The organism is Microvirga yunnanensis (assembly GCF_025460875.1).
This window is the reverse complement of the sequence record NZ_JAMXFI010000007.1, coordinates 23,986-38,369: the sequence shown is the minus strand read 5'-3', so window position 1 is coordinate 38,369 and position 14,384 is coordinate 23,986. Positions and strand designations below refer to the sequence as shown.

Annotated in this window: 14 protein-coding genes; 10 read left to right on the top strand and 4 right to left on the bottom strand. The window is 66.5% G+C overall.

Annotated elements, in window-relative coordinates:
- Positions 1 to 70 precede the first annotated feature (70 nt).
- Together guaB and NF876_RS05460 are read left to right on the top strand one after the other, a co-directional pair.
- A complete protein-coding gene (guaB, locus tag NF876_RS05465) occupies positions 71 to 1,564 on the top strand; it encodes an IMP dehydrogenase (protein WP_262267838.1) in 1,494 nt (497 codons plus the stop codon).
- 21 nt (positions 1,565 to 1,585) lie between these two features.
- On the top strand, positions 1,586 to 2,017 hold the full coding sequence (locus tag NF876_RS05460) for an MAPEG family protein (protein WP_262267837.1): 432 nt from the start codon (positions 1,586 to 1,588) through the stop codon (positions 2,015 to 2,017).
- 43 nt (positions 2,018 to 2,060) lie between these two features.
- Here NF876_RS05460 and NF876_RS05455 read toward each other — a convergent pair whose 3' ends face one another.
- On the bottom strand, positions 2,061 to 2,210 hold the full coding sequence (locus NF876_RS05455; RefSeq protein ID WP_262267836.1) for a hypothetical protein: 150 nt from the start codon (positions 2,208 to 2,210) through the stop codon (positions 2,061 to 2,063).
- 122 nt (positions 2,211 to 2,332) lie between these two features.
- Between NF876_RS05455 and NF876_RS05450 the strand changes: the two genes are divergently transcribed.
- From NF876_RS05450 to NF876_RS05430, 5 genes are all read left to right on the top strand, one after another.
- Positions 2,333 to 3,631, top strand: a complete 1,299-nt coding sequence (locus tag NF876_RS05450) for an RsmB/NOP family class I SAM-dependent RNA methyltransferase (RefSeq protein ID WP_262267835.1) — start codon at positions 2,333 to 2,335, stop codon at positions 3,629 to 3,631.
- A gap of 53 nt (positions 3,632 to 3,684) precedes the next feature.
- Positions 3,685 to 5,241: a glutamine-hydrolyzing GMP synthase gene (guaA, locus tag NF876_RS05445; protein WP_262267834.1), complete on the top strand. Its 1,557-nt coding sequence runs from the start codon at positions 3,685 to 3,687 to the stop codon at positions 5,239 to 5,241.
- A 192-nt stretch (positions 5,242 to 5,433) separates the two neighbouring features.
- On the top strand, positions 5,434 to 5,712 hold the full coding sequence (locus NF876_RS05440; protein WP_262267833.1) for a DUF1330 domain-containing protein: 279 nt from the start codon (positions 5,434 to 5,436) through the stop codon (positions 5,710 to 5,712).
- 274 nt (positions 5,713 to 5,986) lie between these two features.
- Positions 5,987 to 6,334 (top strand): ArsC family reductase, encoded by a 348-nt coding sequence (locus NF876_RS05435; protein WP_262267832.1) that lies wholly within the window; start codon positions 5,987 to 5,989, stop codon positions 6,332 to 6,334.
- A 23-nt stretch (positions 6,335 to 6,357) separates the two neighbouring features.
- On the top strand, positions 6,358 to 7,098 hold the full coding sequence (locus NF876_RS05430) for a hypothetical protein (protein ID WP_262267831.1): 741 nt from the start codon (positions 6,358 to 6,360) through the stop codon (positions 7,096 to 7,098).
- Positions 7,099 to 7,128: 30 nt separating this feature from the next.
- Here NF876_RS05430 and NF876_RS05425 read toward each other — a convergent pair whose 3' ends face one another.
- The 3 genes from NF876_RS05425 to NF876_RS05415 form a co-directional block, all read right to left on the bottom strand.
- Positions 7,129 to 8,535 (bottom strand): sodium:proton antiporter, encoded by a 1,407-nt coding sequence (locus NF876_RS05425; RefSeq protein ID WP_262267830.1) that lies wholly within the window; start codon positions 8,533 to 8,535, stop codon positions 7,129 to 7,131.
- A 270-nt stretch (positions 8,536 to 8,805) separates the two neighbouring features.
- A complete protein-coding gene (locus NF876_RS05420) occupies positions 8,806 to 10,701 on the bottom strand; it encodes a TRAP transporter large permease (protein WP_262267829.1) in 1,896 nt (631 codons plus the stop codon).
- Between the two features lie 41 nt (positions 10,702 to 10,742).
- The gene (locus NF876_RS05415) at positions 10,743 to 11,372 is read right to left on the bottom strand and encodes a TRAP transporter small permease subunit (protein WP_262267828.1); all 630 of its coding nucleotides are present in this window, start codon (positions 11,370 to 11,372) and stop codon (positions 10,743 to 10,745) included.
- A 293-nt stretch (positions 11,373 to 11,665) separates the two neighbouring features.
- Here NF876_RS05415 and NF876_RS05410 point away from each other — a divergent pair, with 293 nt between their 5' ends.
- The 3 genes from NF876_RS05410 (at position 11,666) to der (ending at position 14,380) form a co-directional block, all read left to right on the top strand.
- Positions 11,666 to 12,256 carry an NnrU family protein gene (locus NF876_RS05410; protein WP_262267827.1) on the top strand — a complete coding sequence of 197 codons (591 nt, stop codon included), beginning with the start codon at positions 11,666 to 11,668 and terminating at the stop codon, positions 12,254 to 12,256.
- Between the two features lie 83 nt (positions 12,257 to 12,339).
- Entirely contained in the window at positions 12,340 to 13,014 is a 675-nt protein-coding gene (locus NF876_RS05405) for a tetratricopeptide repeat protein (protein ID WP_262267826.1), read from the top strand.
- Between the two features lie 22 nt (positions 13,015 to 13,036).
- Positions 13,037 to 14,380: a ribosome biogenesis GTPase Der gene (gene der / locus NF876_RS05400; RefSeq protein ID WP_262267825.1), complete on the top strand. Its 1,344-nt coding sequence runs from the start codon at positions 13,037 to 13,039 to the stop codon at positions 14,378 to 14,380.
- Positions 14,381 to 14,384: the final 4 nt, after the last annotated feature.

Sequence of the window (14,384 nt, the reverse complement as noted above, 5' to 3'; positions counted from 1 at the left end):
CGTGCTACGGACCCGTGCCAACTCGCCAAAGCGTTATTCTCTCATATCCGAACCCTTGAAGGAGTTGGTCATGGCCTCTGCATTCGCCGATAAGTTCATCGAAGGACTGACCTTCGATGACGTGCTCCTCCGGCCCGGCCGCTCCGAAGTCCTGCCCGGCGACGTGGATGTGGCGACCCGTCTGACCCGGACCATCCGCCTGAACATGCCGATCATCGCGTCCGCCATGGACACGGTCACGGAAGCCCGCATGGCCATCGCCATGGCCCAGAACGGCGGCCTCGGCGTGATCCACCGCAACCTGGAGCCGGACGCGCAGGCCGAGCAGGTCCGCCTGGTCAAGCGCTACGAGTCGGGCATGGTGATGAACCCGATCACGATCCATCCGGACGAGACCCTGGCCGATGCCCTCGCGATGATGAAGCATCACGGCATTTCCGGCATTCCGGTGGTCGAGCGCGGACCGGGCGGGACCAAGGGCAAGCTCGTCGGCATCCTGACCAACCGGGACGTGCGCTTCGCCAACAATCCCGGCCAGCCGGTCTCCGAGCTGATGACCAAGGACCGCCTGATCACCGTCCGCGAGGGCGTGAGCCAGGACGAGGCCCGTCGCCTTCTGCATCAGTTCCGCATCGAGAAGCTCCTGGTCGTCGACGACCATTACCGGTGCATCGGCCTGATCACCGTGAAGGACATCGAGAAGCAGGTCGCCTATCCCAACGCGGCCAAGGACGCCCAGGGCCGTCTCCTCGTGGCCGCCGCCACCACGACCGGCGAGCAGGGCTTCGAGCGCGCCGAGCGCCTCATCGATGCGGGCTGCGACGTGGTCGTGGTCGACACCGCCCATGGCCATTCCGTCAAGGTCCTGGAGAGCGTCACCCGCGTGAAGAAACTCTCCAATGCCGTCCAGGTCGTGGCCGGCAACGTCGCGACGCGGGAGGGAGCCCAGGCCCTGATCGACGCCGGCGCCGACGCGATCAAGGTCGGCATCGGGCCCGGCTCCATCTGCACCACCCGGATCGTGGCGGGCGTCGGCGTGCCCCAGCTCACCGCCATCATGGAGGCGGTCGAGGCGGCGTCCCAGGCGGATGTTCCGGTGATCGCCGACGGCGGCATCAAGTTCTCGGGCGATCTCGCCAAGGCGCTCGCAGCCGGCGCCTCCTGCGCCATGGTGGGATCGCTCCTCGCCGGCACGGACGAGACCCCGGGCGAGGTTTTTCTCTACCAGGGCCGGTCGTACAAGTCCTACCGCGGCATGGGATCGGTCGGGGCCATGGCCCGCGGCTCGGCGGACCGCTACTTCCAGGCCGAGGTCCGCGACACCCTCAAGCTCGTTCCCGAGGGCATCGAGGGGCAGGTGGCCTACAAGGGCCCGGTCTCCGCGGTGCTGCACCAGCTCACCGGAGGCCTGCGCGCCTCCATGGGCTATGTGGGCGCCGCGACCCTGCCGGAATTCCAGGAAAAGGCCCGGTTCATCCGCATCACCAGCGCGGGCCTGCGCGAGAGCCACGTTCACGACGTGACGATCACGCGGGAAAGCCCTAATTACCCGACTCGCAGCTAAGCTTCAGTCGAGTGAGCGCCCATGAGCATCAGTGCCGTCATCCTGCCCGCCCTCGTCCAGGTCGGGCTCACCTTCCTGCTTCTCCTGTGGCTCGGCCGGTCCCGGGTCGGGCGGCTTCGCGCTGGAGACGTGAAAGCGAAGGACGTTGCGCTGGGCGAGCGCAACTGGCCGAGCCATATCCTTCAGATCCAGAACTCGTACCACAATCAGTTCGAGCTTCCGGTTCTGTTCTATGTGCTGGTGGTGCTGGCGCTCATCACCCGCAAGGCGGACATGCTGTTCGTGGTCATGTCCTGGATGTTCGTGACGAGCCGTCTGGTTCACGCGGCCATCCACACGACCTCGAACAAGCTGTCCCAGCGCTTCATGGCCTTCGTGGTCGGCGTGCTGATCCTCGCCGCCATGTGGGTCATCTTCGGCATCCGCATCTTCGCGGCGGAAGCGGGCGTCTGAACAAGCGGACGGGATGGGCCTTGCGCCCATCCCGCTGATCGCATCAGTACTTGCGGCCGCTCTCGAGCTGGGTCTTGGCGTCGGTCTGCTTCATGGGAGGCGGGGTCAGGTCGGCGGCCGGGGCCGTGGCGCAGGCCGCGATGGTCAGGGTGAGGCCGACGGCCATCAGGCCGCGGGTCAGTCGGGTCAACATCGAGAGTGGCTCCAAAGAGGAAACGTGCGGAATGCACGCGGCCTCACCATGTTCTCTCGATGAAGACGAAAAATAGGTAACAATGTGTCGTTTCCACGGCCAAGCTTGAGTGTGCCCTTTCGATGACGCCAGCCGCCCGCATCTCCGCCGCCATCGAGGTTCTGACCGACATCGACGCCCGGCGCCGCCCGGCCACCGATGCCCTCAAGGATTGGGGCCTCTCCCATCGTTTCGCCGGCTCCAAGGACCGGGCCGCCATCGCGAGCCTCGTCTACGATGCCTTGCGCCGAAAGGCCTCCGCGGCCTGGATCATGGGAGAAGCCACGCCCCGGGCCATCGTCCTCGGCATGTTGAGGCTTCAACGCGGCCTCGATGCCGCGGCCGTCGCGGCCCTGTGTTCCGGCGAGCGGTTCGCCCCCGAGCCCCTGACCGCCGACGAGCGCGCCAGGCTTGAAAGCGCCGACCTCGGCGGCGCGCCGGCTCCTGTGGCGGGCGACTTCCCGGACTGGATCGAGCCCTCGCTCCGGCGTCTCTTCGGCGATGATCTCGTGCCCGAGATGCGGGCGCTCACCGCCCGGGCCCCGCTCGATCTGCGGGTGAACACCTTGAAGGTGCCCTCGCGGGAGGAGGCGCACGACGCCCTGCCGCATCTCGGCGCCGTCGAGACCCCGCTCTCGCCCTTGGGTCTTCGCATCGCACCGGGCGAGGACGGGCGCGGGCCGGCCGTCCAGTCCGAACCCGAATTCCTCAAGGGGTGGATCGAGATCCAGGACGAGGGCTCGCAGCTCGTGGCGCTTCTCGCCGGGGTCAAGCCCGGCGAGCAGGTGGTCGATCTCTGCGCCGGCGGCGGCGGCAAGACCCTGGCGCTTGCGGCCATGATGGAGAACCACGGTCAGATCTACGCCACCGACAACGATGCCCGCCGCCTCGCGCCGATCCACGACCGGCTCGCCCGCGCGGGCGTCCGCAACGTCCAGGTCCGCACCCCGCGGGCGAAGGCCGATGCGGTGACCGATCTCGACGGGAAGATCGACTGCGTGCTGGTGGACGCGCCCTGCACGGGGGTCGGCACCTGGCGGCGCAACCCGGACGCCAAATGGCGCCTGCGCCCCGGAAGTCTCGACGTGCGGCGCAAGGAGCAGGAGGCGGTCCTCGACCGGGCGGCCCGGCTCGTGCGACCGGGGGGACGTATCGTGTACATCACATGCTCGATCCTGCCGGAGGAGAACGACGATGCCCTGGCGGCGTTCATGGAGCGCCACGACGGGTTCACGCCTCTGCCGCCGGCGGCGGTCCTGGACGCGGCGCGGCTCGGCCCCCTCGAGAAGGCCGTGCGCCCGACCGCCCACGGGCTCCAGCTGACGCCGCTCAGGACCGGGACGGACGGCTTTTATGCCGCGATCCTGGTGCGAAACCCATGAAAAGCCTCATATTTCGATTGTCGCCCCGACCCGGAAACCCGTAAGAACCCGCCATGACCCAGACCCACGACAAAATCCTCATCGTCGATTTCGGCTCCCAGGTGACCCAGCTCATCGCACGGCGCGTGCGTGAGGACGGGGTCTATTCGGAGGTGGTGCCGTTCCAGAAGGCCGCCGAGGCGATCCGGACCATGAAGCCGAAGGGCGTGATCCTCTCGGGCGGACCGGAATCGGTCACGGCGGACATGTCGCCCCGGGCCCCTCAGGAGCTGTTCGACACCGACCTCCCGGTCTTCGGCATCTGCTACGGCCAGCAGACCATGGCGGCGCAGCTCGGCGGCGAGGTCGAGAGCGGGCACCATTCGGAGTTCGGCCGCGCCGAGGTCGAGGTGCTCACCGAGAGCCCGCTGTTCCAGGGCGTGTGGCAGGTCGGCAAGAAATATCCGGTCTGGATGAGCCACGGCGATCGGGTCACCAGGCTTCCCGAAGGATTCGAGGTCCTTGCCGCCTCCGAGAACGCCCCCTTCGCGGTCGTGGCCGACGAAGAGCACAAGTTTTACGGCGTGCAGTTCCATCCCGAGGTGGTGCACACGCCCCAGGGCGCGCAGCTCATCCGCAACTTCGTGCGCGACATCGCGGGCTGCAAGGGCGACTGGACCATGAAGGCCTTCCGCGAGGAGGCCATCGAGCGCATCCGCGCCCAGGTCGGCACCGGCCGGGTGATCTGCGGCCTGTCCGGCGGCGTCGATTCCGCCGTCGCGGCGGTCCTGATCCACGAGGCGATCGGCGACCAGCTCACCTGCGTGTTCGTCGATCACGGCCTGCTGCGCGCGTCGGAAGCCGAGCAGGTGGTGACGCTCTTCCGCGACCACTACAACATCCCGCTCGTTCACGTGCAGGCGCAGGATCTCTTCATCGGGGCCCTGGAAGGCGTGTCGGACCCGGAGGTCAAGCGCAAGACCATCGGTCGGCTCTTCATCGACGTGTTCGACGAGGAGGCCAAGAAGATCGGCGGGGCGGATTTCCTGGCCCAGGGCACCCTGTACCCGGACGTCATCGAAAGCGTTTCCTTCACCGGCGGCCCTTCGGTCACCATCAAGAGCCACCACAATGTGGGCGGCCTGCCCGAGCGGATGAAGATGAAGCTCGTGGAGCCCCTGCGCGAGCTGTTCAAGGACGAGGTGCGCGTGCTCGGCCGCGAGCTCGGCCTGCCCGACGCCTTCGTGGGCCGCCACCCGTTCCCGGGCCCGGGCCTCGCCATCCGGGTTCCCGGCGAGATCACCCGCGAGAAGCTCGACATCCTGCGCAAGGCCGATGCGATCTATCTCGAGGAGATCCGCAACGCCGGCCTCTACGATCAGATCTGGCAGGCCTTCGCGGTGCTGCTGCCGGTGAAGACCGTGGGCGTCATGGGCGATGCGCGCACCTACGATCACGTCTGCGCGCTGCGCGCCGTCACGTCCATCGACGGCATGACGGCGGATTTCTACCCCTTCGACATGGGCTTCCTCGGCCGGGTCGCGACCCGGATCATCAACGAGGTCAAGGGCATCAACCGTGTCACCTACGACATCACCTCCAAGCCGCCCGGCACCATCGAGTGGGAGTGAGGTGACGTCTCCTACTCGGCGCTCCCGGCACAATAGTAGGTCAGCCGAGCGGCGAACAGGCGTCCCAATCCTGTTCGCCCAAGAGCCTGTTAGCCCAAGAGCCGGATCGCGAGCACGAGCGATCGTCCCGAGCGTGACGTTTTGGGCGAATTCCTTTATCGTCGGACAGAACACGCGGAGGGACCGGGGACCATGGCCAAAGCCTATTGGGTCGCAACCTATCGTTCGGTCAGCAATCCCGAGGCCTTGGCGGCCTATGCCGCCCTCAGCGTCGCGGCCGGCGGCCGTATTCTGGCGCGGGGAATGCCCGCTCACCTCTACGAGGGAGGGCTTCAGCAGCGCACGGTCGTGATCGAGTTCGACTCGGTCGAGCAGGCCCGAGCGGCTCATGACAGCCCGGCCTATCAGGAGGCTTTGGCTGCCCTGGGCGGCGGAGCGGAACGCGACATCCGCATCGTCGAAGGCGTTTGACGGGTCCGCTAGCGCATCGTGCGGACCCAGAGGGCCGCGTCAGCGACCCGAAGGGCCGAACGATGCGCCGCTTCAGGAATTGAGCATCGGATCCGATCCCAAAAGTGGGTCCACTTTTCCCGTCCGATGCTCTAGCCCGACGAGTTGGGCTTTTCACGGGGCGCCGTCAGCCTCGAAAGCCCTTCAAGGCGGCTCCATCGCTGTCGATGAAACCGCTCGGCAGGATGTGTTGGAGGATCCGGCGTCCTCGACGATGAATGGATTGGAGTGGACGATGGCGATGACCCTCTACGGCATCAGGAACTGCGACACGGTGAAGAAGGCGCGCGCCTGGCTCGATGGCGAGGGCGTGCCCTTCGCGTTCCACGACTACAAGTCGGAAGGGATCACCCGGGCGCGGCTCGAATCCTGGGTGTCGCAGGTCGGCTGGGAGACGCTTCTCAACCGTGCCGGCACCACCTTCCGCAACCTCCCGGAGGCCGACAAGGTGGGTCTCGATCAGGCCAGGGCCATCGCGCTCATGCTCGATCAGCCCGCGATGATCAAGCGCCCGGTGCTCGACCGCGGCGGGCGCATCCTGGTCGGCTTCAAGCCGGAGCTGTATGCGGAAGAAGTTCAGTAACCTGGAATATGACGGGGATCGCCATGGCCCGAGGGCTGAAGACGACATTGGCGGCCGTTTCGCTCCTGCTGACGGGCTGGGCCGGGCCCTCCCGTGCCGAGGGCGCCGGATGCTTCCACTTCGGCTACGAGCTCCAGGACCTCGAGGCGAACCGGGACATCTACCTCGGGCGCATCAACACTCTCGCGCCACGGGTGAATTTCGTGAAGCGCGACGTCTTCGGGAAGGGCTGCCCCAACAGCAGCGCCGCCTGCAAGGATAAGGCTTATCTTGTTCCCGGCGACGAGGTGGTGATCTCGGGCGGCGACGGAGATTTCCTGTGCGCCAGCTATCCCGGCCGGAAAGGTGTCGTGACGGACGGCTGGTTGCCGCGTGGTGCGGTGTCCGCCGTGCCCGAGGAGCCCGTGGCGGCGCCCCACGGCTGGATCGGAACATGGGACAGCGGTCCGGAGCAGACGATCCGGATCGAGACCGGCGCGCAAGGGACGCTGAGGATCAAGGGCGACGCCACCTGGGGCGCGTCCGATCCCGGCCGCGTCGCGCGCGGCGCCGTGAACATCGGTGAACTCGACGGCGAAGCGCCGGTGCGCGGCGCGATGCTCTCCTTCGGCATGGGAGAGGACGGACCGCTGCCGTACGACGAAGCCGACGAGGCCGATTGCCGGGTCCAGCTGCGTCGTCTCGGCGCCTACCTGCTCGTCAGGGACAACGCCATGTGCGGCGGCCACAACGTGACCTTCACCGGGATCTACCGGCGCCGGTAACGAGTCCGCGCCGGCAGGTCCCGTCGACGCTCACCCCCGGAAGAACAGGAGCGTCAGGAGCAGGAAGGTCGGGATCAGGATGGCGCCCGACCAGAGCAGATAGCCGAAGAAGCTCGGCATCTTCACGCCGCCTTCGCGGGCAATCGCATAGACCATGAAGTTGGGCGCGTTGCCGATATAGGAATTCGCCCCCATGAACACGGCGCCGGCCGAGATGGCTGTGAGCGTCAGCGCCCCGGTGGTCATCAGCTGCTGCGGATCGCCGCCGGCCAGCTCGAAGAACACCAGATAGGTCGGGGCGTTGTCGAGGAACGAGGACAGCCCGCCCGACAGCCAGAAATAGGCCGCGTTGTTGGCGCTGCCGTCCGGGTTGGTCACGAGCGCGACCAGCGGCGCGAAAGCCCCGTGCGCTCCGGCCTTGAGCATGGCGAGCACCGGGATGATCGCGATGAAGATGCCGGCAAACAGCTTCGCCACCTCCTGGATCGGTCCCCAGGAGAAGCCGTTCTCGATCCGGTTCGCCTTCGAGGTCGTCTTCAGGGAGATCACCGTCACGACGATCATGATCAGATCGCGCAGGGCGTTGGCGAATTCGATCTCCACGCCGAGCACGGTGACACGGCCGAGATCCGTGGTGGCGCTCATGAGGATCGCCGCGATGATGATGAAGATCAGGAGGAAGTTGATGCCGCCCGTGACCCGCACCGGGTTGTCGGGCGTCGGGTCGGGCCGGACGCGCCCTTCCTTCCGGTAGACCACGAGATCGATCACGAAGAACAGGGCGAGCAGCAGGAGGCTGGCGAACAGGGTCTCCGGCAGCAGGTGCCTGGTGGTCCAGAAGAAGTCGACGCCGCGCAGGAAGCCCAGGAAGAGCGGCGGGTCGCCGAGCGGCGTGAGCGAGCCGCCGATGTTCGACACCAGGAAGATGAAGAACACGATCACATGGACGTTGTGCCGCCGGTCGTCGTTGGCCCGCATGATCGGGCGGATCATCACCATGGAGGCGCCTGTCGTGCCGATGAAGCTCGCCAGCACGGTGCCGAGGCCGAGGAGCATCGTGTTGGTGCCGGGCGCCCCGTGGATGTTGCCGCGCACGAGAATGCCGCCCGCCACCGTGAACAGCGCCAGCAGCAGGAGGATGAAGGGGATGTATTCGAGCAGCGCCGTGTGGGCGAGGGCGTGGATTGCCGTGGTCGGCCCGAAGGCGACCGCCATGGGGACCAGGACCAGCAGGCCCCAGCCGGCTGCGATCTTGCCCTGGTGGTGCTCCCAGACATGGGGGGCGAGAAGCGGGAACAGCGCGATGGACAGAAGGATGCCGGCGAAAGGCAGGGCCCAGGCGAAGCCGAGGCTCGCCCCGTCGAACTCGGCCGCGAAGGCCGCCTGAGGCAGGAGGGTGAGCACGCCGGTCAGCGCCAGGCTCGTGATGCGAAGCATATCGTCGGTTCCCCCTCAGGTGCCGCTTGGACCGGCATGGTTTTTCTCGGTCGCGCCGTGGTTCTATGGGATGGGCGACCGGTCCGCAACGGTTCGCCCGTTAGAGCATCGGACGGAAAAGTGGATCCGGTTTTCCGTTCTGACCGATGCTCTCATTCAAGAAGAAAGCATCGGATGGATCCCAAAAGTGCAAGTCCACTTTTGGGTCCGATGCTTTAGCAAAAAGGCGGGCTCCGAAGCCCGCCTTTTCCTGTTTTGCCCGAGCGTCCGTTACTGGATCTTCGGAGGCTCGTCGAAGTTCAGGCCCGGGAGGCCGCCCGGTTCGCTTCCCGGAGCGCCCAGGCCCGGCACCAGGAGCTCGTCGAGCTTCTGCTGCACCGCCGCCGGATCCACTGCGGGACCGGCCGCCTTGTAGTGGGTGACGAGGCCCGGGAAGGCGATCACGATCGCCACCATGATCAGCTGGATGATCACGAAGGGAACGGCGCCCCAGTAGATCTGCCCCGTGGTCACGGGTTCCATCTTCTTGCCCGTCACGCGGTCGATATACGGCACCTTCGGGGCCACCGACCGCAGGAAGAAGAGCGCGAAGCCGAAGGGCGGGTGCATGAACGAGGTCTGCATGTTCACGGCCAGGATCACGCCGAACCAGATCAGGTCGATGCCGAGCTTGTCGGCCGCGGGCCCGAGGAGCGGGATGATGATGAAGGCGAGCTCGAAGTAGTCGAGGAAGAAGGCCAGGAAGAACACCAGCGCGTTCACGAAGATCAGGAAGCCGACCTGGCCGCCCGGAAGCGAGGTGAGCAGGTGCTCGACCCAGATGTGGCCGTTCACCCCGTAGAAGGTGAGCGAGAACACGCGTGCGCCGATCAGGATGAACAGCACGAAGGCGGAGAGCTTCGCGGTGGCTTCCGTCGCCTGGCGGACCAGGGTCCAGTTGAACCGGGCCGGGTTGTTGTCGAGCTTGCGCTTGATGGCCGCGAGGATCACCGAGCCCAGGGCTCCCATGGCGCCGCCTTCGGTCGGCGTCGCGAGGCCGATGAAGATGGTGCCCAGCACCAGGAAGATGAGCAGGAGCGGAGGCACCATGACGAAGGTGACCTGCTGGGCCATGTTCGACATGAGGCGAAGGCCCGTGAAGCGCTCGACGATTCCGACGATGAGCGCATAGATCACCCCGGCCAGGATCATCTCGAAAGTGAGGGCGAAGTTTTCGTGGCCCTGGCTGTGCAGATAGGCGTAGATGCCCGCCAGGACGGCCGCGAGGACGACCGAAATAACGACCCGCTTGGCGCCCAGCATCTTGTTCATGAGCGCGCAGATCAGGGCCACGACGGTGGCCACGCAGATCGTCAGGATGACGAAGTCGGCGCCGGCCTTCGTTCCGGTCTGCGACATCACATAGTAGCCGACGAGGCCCGAGAAGACGACCAGCACGCCCAGCTGCCACACGCCACGCGCCCCGTCGGGCTCGCGGTAGCCGATCGCCTCCGGGGGCAGGCCGGGGGCCGATTTCGGGTACACGATCGACATCAGCATGATGTAGCCGGCGTAGAGCGCGGTCAGGATCAGGCCGGGGAGGAACGCGCCTTCGTACATGTCTCCCACCGAGCGGCCGAGCTGGTCGGCCATGACGATGAGAACCAGCGAGGGCGGGATGATCTGGGCCAGGGTGCCCGAGGCCGCGATCACGCCGGAGGCCAGCCGGCGGTCATAGCCGTAGCGCAGCATGATCGGCAGGGAGATGAGGCCCATCGAGATCACGGAGGCGGCCACGACGCCCGTGGTGGCCGCCAGCAGCGCGCCCACGAAGATCACCGCATAGGCGAGGCCACCGCGCACGGGGCCGAAGAGCTGGCCGATCGTGTCGAGCAGGTCCTCCGCCATGCCGGACCGTTCCAGCACCAGTCCCATGAAGGTGAAGAACGGGATTGCCAGCAGCACCTCGTTCGACATGGTGCCGAAGATGCGGTCGGGCAGAGCCTGGAGGAGGGGCCAGGAGAGGGTGATCGTCTCGGGCGCGTAGGGAGCAAGCTCCACCGCGATGAAGAAGAACAGGAGGCCGTTCGCGGCCAGCGCGAAAGCCACCGGATAGCCGAGCAGGAGGAAGACGACGAGCGCCGCGAACATGATCGGCGCGAGGTTCTGGGCAATCAATGCAGCCATTGATGGAAACTCCGAAATCGTGAGGTCAGGCGCCGAAAGGATCAGCTCACGCCGTCGCCGGGGGGCGTACCGCCCTTGCCCGGCGTGTTGACGGTGCCGATCTCCTGGATGAGGCGCTCCGCCTCCGCCTCAGCGCTGTGAGCGCCGGCGCTGTCCTGCTCGTCCACGAGCTCGCCCTTCATGATGGCCACGCGCTTGATCAGCTCGCTCAGCCACTGGAAGAACATCGAGATGAAGCCGAGCAGGATCAGCCCCTTGGCCGGCCAGATCAGCAGGCCGCCCGCGTTCGACGAGACTTCGCCCGACCGGTACGAGTTGAGGAAGAACGGGACGCACAGCCAGAGCAGCAGGGCCACGAAGGGAAACAGGAAGAACAGGTGCCCGAAAACGTCGATCGTGTCCCGGCCGCGCTTGGAGAGCCTGCTCGAGACGATGTCGATGCGGATGTGCTCGTTCGCCTTCAGGGTCCAGGCCGCGCAGAGCATGAAGACCGCGCCGAACAGGTACCATTGCAGCTCGAGCCACGCATTCGAAGAAACACCGAAGATGCGCCGGATGAACGCGTTGATCGCGGAGACCAGGATGGCCGCCACGATGGCCCAGGCGGCGATCTTGCCGAGGCGCTCGTTGATCGAGTCGATGACACGGGATAGCCCAAGAAGTGCCGTCACCTGTCTCCCCCTTGAAAACTTGTTGAGATCTTGCGGCCTAGCTATCGGACTTGCGGCGGCCTCGCTAGTGCCGATTTAGTCTAAAGCAAGGTTTGAGCCGTCCGTAGCGGAGAAATTTTCAGGCTGCAAGCGGCCCCTTTGTTAAAAGTTTAGGCAGTCCAAGGGTTTGATGACGATAGGAAACTTGCGGGTCCGAGCCGGGGGTTTTTCGTCCCAGGGCGATCCTCCCGGTCCTGCGGGTTGGTTTTCCTCGACGGCAATGGCTATAAGTTCCTAGCAACCGGAGACCTCCCGTGACGCTTCTGATCCTTGGCCTCGTGATCTTTCTCGGCATGCACGCCTTCAGCATGGCGCGGGGCGCCCGGGCCGCCCTGATCGGCAGGTTCGGGGAGGGGCCCTACAAGGGTCTCTACTCCCTCGTGTCCCTGCTCGGGGTCGTGCTGATCGCGATCGGGTTCGGCCGGTACCGGGCGGGCGGGTACATCCCGGTCTGGGATCCCCCGGTCTGGACCCGCCATCTCGCCCTCCTGCTGGTCTGGGTCGCCTTCGTGTGCTTCGTGGCGGCCTATCTGCCGGGGCGCATCAAGCGCGGGCTGAAGCATCCGATGCTCACCGGCGTGAAGATCTGGGCCCTGGCGCACCTTCTCGCCAACGGGGACCTGGGGTCGATCCTGCTCTTCGGCTCCATCCTGGTCTGGGCGGTGCTGGCCCGCATCAGCGCGAAGCGCCGGGACGTGGCGGCCCAGCACGGGGGCACGGCGGCCCCGGCCGGATGGCGCAACGACGTGCTGGCGGTGGCGATCGGCACGGCGGTGTATCTGGCCTTCGTGTTCTGGCTCCATCCCTGGCTGATCGGCGTTCCCGTCCTGCCCATGCGGGCATGAAGCCTCTCGCCATGCGCGGTCGTCTATGTTAGGCGACCTCCTTCGATGCAGGAGGCGGCCGCCTGAGCCGCATGAGAGACACGATGGCCCCGAACGACGAGTTCATTCGCGAAGTCGATGAGGAATACCGCCGCGACCGGATCGCCCAGATCTGGAATCGCTACAACGGAATCATCATTGCCGTCGTGGTTCTGATCGTGGCGGGCGTCGGCGGGTGGCGCTTTTGGCAGCACACCCAGGAACAGCGCGCCCAGGAAGCGGCCGTGCGCTACGAGGAGGCCCTGCGCCTCTCTTCAGAGGACAAGGGACAGGAATCCCAGGCCGCCTTCGAGACCGTCGTGAAGGAGGACGGCGCGACCGGCTACGCAATGCTGGCCCGCTTCCGCCTGGCCGCCGAGCTGGGGCAGCAGAACGCCGAGAACGGCGCCTCCGCGTACGACGCGCTCGCCAACGACGGCTCCGTCCCGCCGCTGTGGAAGGACCTTGCGCGTCTGCGCGCCGCGTGGCTGCGCATCGACACCGCCGATCCGGCCCGCCTGCGCCAGGCCGTGGAGCCGCTGGCGGCTCCCTCCAACGCGTGGCGTCATTCGGCCAGGGAACTCTTGGGATTATCCGGCCTTAAGGCCGGTGATATGGATTATGCGGGTCGATGGTTCGACCAGATCGCCGCCGACCGCGAGACGCCCTCTTCCCTGAGGCAGCGCCTCGCAGTCTATACCGCGCTCGTGGCGGGCGGTCCGGTCCAGGCGACCCAGTGAGACCAGCAGGATAGGACAGGACATGACGGCGACCGTCGCCATTGTCGGGCGGCCGAATGTCGGCAAATCGACTCTCTTCAACCGGCTCGTCGGCAAGAAGCTGGCGCTCGTGGACGATCGGCCGGGCGTGACCCGGGACCGCCGCGAGGGCGAGGCCAGGCTCGGCGACCTGGAATTCCGCATCATCGACACGGCGGGTCTGGAAGAGGCCACCGAGGAATCGCTCCTCGGCCGCATGCGCGCGCAGACGGAAGCGGCCATCGCCGATGCGGACGTCATTCTCTTCGTGATCGATGCCCGCGCGGGCATTCTGCCGGCCGACCGGCCGTTCGCCGAAATGGTCCGCCGCTCGGGCAAGCCCGTGATCCTGATCGCCAACAAGGCGGAGGGCTCGGGCGGCATGGCGGGCGCCTACGAGGCGTTCGGACTGGGGCTCGGGGAGCCCGTTCCCCTGTCCGCCGAGCACGGGGAGGGCATGGCCGACCTGTTCGAGGCCCTGATGCCTCACTTCCCCGACCCCGACGACGTCGAGGAGGAGGACGATCCGAACAAGCCGCTCCAGGTCGCCATCGTGGGCCGGCCGAATGCCGGGAAGTCGACCCTCATCAACCGCATGGTGGGCGAGGAACGGCTGCTCACCGGCCCCGAGGCCGGCATCACCCGCGATTCGATCTCCCTCGACTGGGAGTGGCGGGGGCGTTCGATCAAGCTGTTCGACACGGCCGGCCTGAGGAAGCGCGCCCGGGTCGAAGACAAGCTCGAGAAGCTCTCCGTGGCCGACGCGCTGCGTGCGGTGCGCTTCGCCGAGGTGGTGGTCGTTCTGCTCGACGCCACGATTCCGTTCGAGAAGCAGGACCTCTCCATCGTCGATCTGGTGGAGCAGGAGGGCCGCGCCCTCGTGATCGGCCTCAACAAGTGGGATCTCGTCGCCGACCAGCAGGGGCTTCTGAAGGATTTGAAGGAGAAGGCCGCCCGCCTCCTGCCGCAGGTGCGCGGCGCCCCGGTGGTGCCGCTCTCGGGTCTCGCCGGCAGCGGCATCGATCCGCTCATGAAGGCGGTCTTCCAGGTCTACGAGACGTGGAACTCCCGGATCCCGACCGCGAAGCTCAACCAGTGGCTCTCCGAAGCGCTGGAAGCCAATCCGCCGCCGGCCGTGTCCGGCCGGCGCATCAAGATCCGCTACATGACCCAGGTGAAATCGCGCCCGCCGCATTTCGCCGTCTTCGGCAACCAGCTCGACGCCCTGCCGAAAAGCTACACCCGGTATCTCGTCAACGGCCTGCGCGAAGCCTTCAACCTTCCGGGGACACCGATCCGCGTCTCGCTGCGCATGGGTCAGAATCCGTTCGACAAAGAGCGGAAGTAGGCGA

Bases quoted from the DNA above. Each gene is read 5' to 3' on its own strand.
- guaB (WP_262267838.1), top strand. From the start codon at position 71: ATGGCCTCTGCATTCGCCGATAAGTTCATCGAAGGACTGACCTTCGAT.
- NF876_RS05460 (WP_262267837.1), top strand. From the start codon at position 1,586: ATGAGCATCAGTGCCGTCATCCTGCCCGCCCTCGTCCAGGTCGGGCTC.
- NF876_RS05455 (WP_262267836.1), bottom strand. From the start codon at position 2,210: ATGTTGACCCGACTGACCCGCGGCCTGATGGCCGTCGGCCTCACCCTG.
- NF876_RS05450 (WP_262267835.1), top strand. From the start codon at position 2,333: ATGACGCCAGCCGCCCGCATCTCCGCCGCCATCGAGGTTCTGACCGAC.
- guaA (WP_262267834.1), top strand. From the start codon at position 3,685: ATGACCCAGACCCACGACAAAATCCTCATCGTCGATTTCGGCTCCCAG.
- NF876_RS05440 (WP_262267833.1), top strand. From the start codon at position 5,434: ATGGCCAAAGCCTATTGGGTCGCAACCTATCGTTCGGTCAGCAATCCC.
- NF876_RS05435 (WP_262267832.1), top strand. From the start codon at position 5,987: ATGGCGATGACCCTCTACGGCATCAGGAACTGCGACACGGTGAAGAAG.
- NF876_RS05430 (WP_262267831.1), top strand. From the start codon at position 6,358: ATGGCCCGAGGGCTGAAGACGACATTGGCGGCCGTTTCGCTCCTGCTG.
- NF876_RS05425 (WP_262267830.1), bottom strand. From the start codon at position 8,535: ATGCTTCGCATCACGAGCCTGGCGCTGACCGGCGTGCTCACCCTCCTG.
- NF876_RS05420 (WP_262267829.1), bottom strand. From the start codon at position 10,701: ATGGCTGCATTGATTGCCCAGAACCTCGCGCCGATCATGTTCGCGGCG.
- NF876_RS05405 (WP_262267826.1), top strand. From the start codon at position 12,340: ATGGCCCCGAACGACGAGTTCATTCGCGAAGTCGATGAGGAATACCGC.
- der (WP_262267825.1), top strand. From the start codon at position 13,037: ATGACGGCGACCGTCGCCATTGTCGGGCGGCCGAATGTCGGCAAATCG.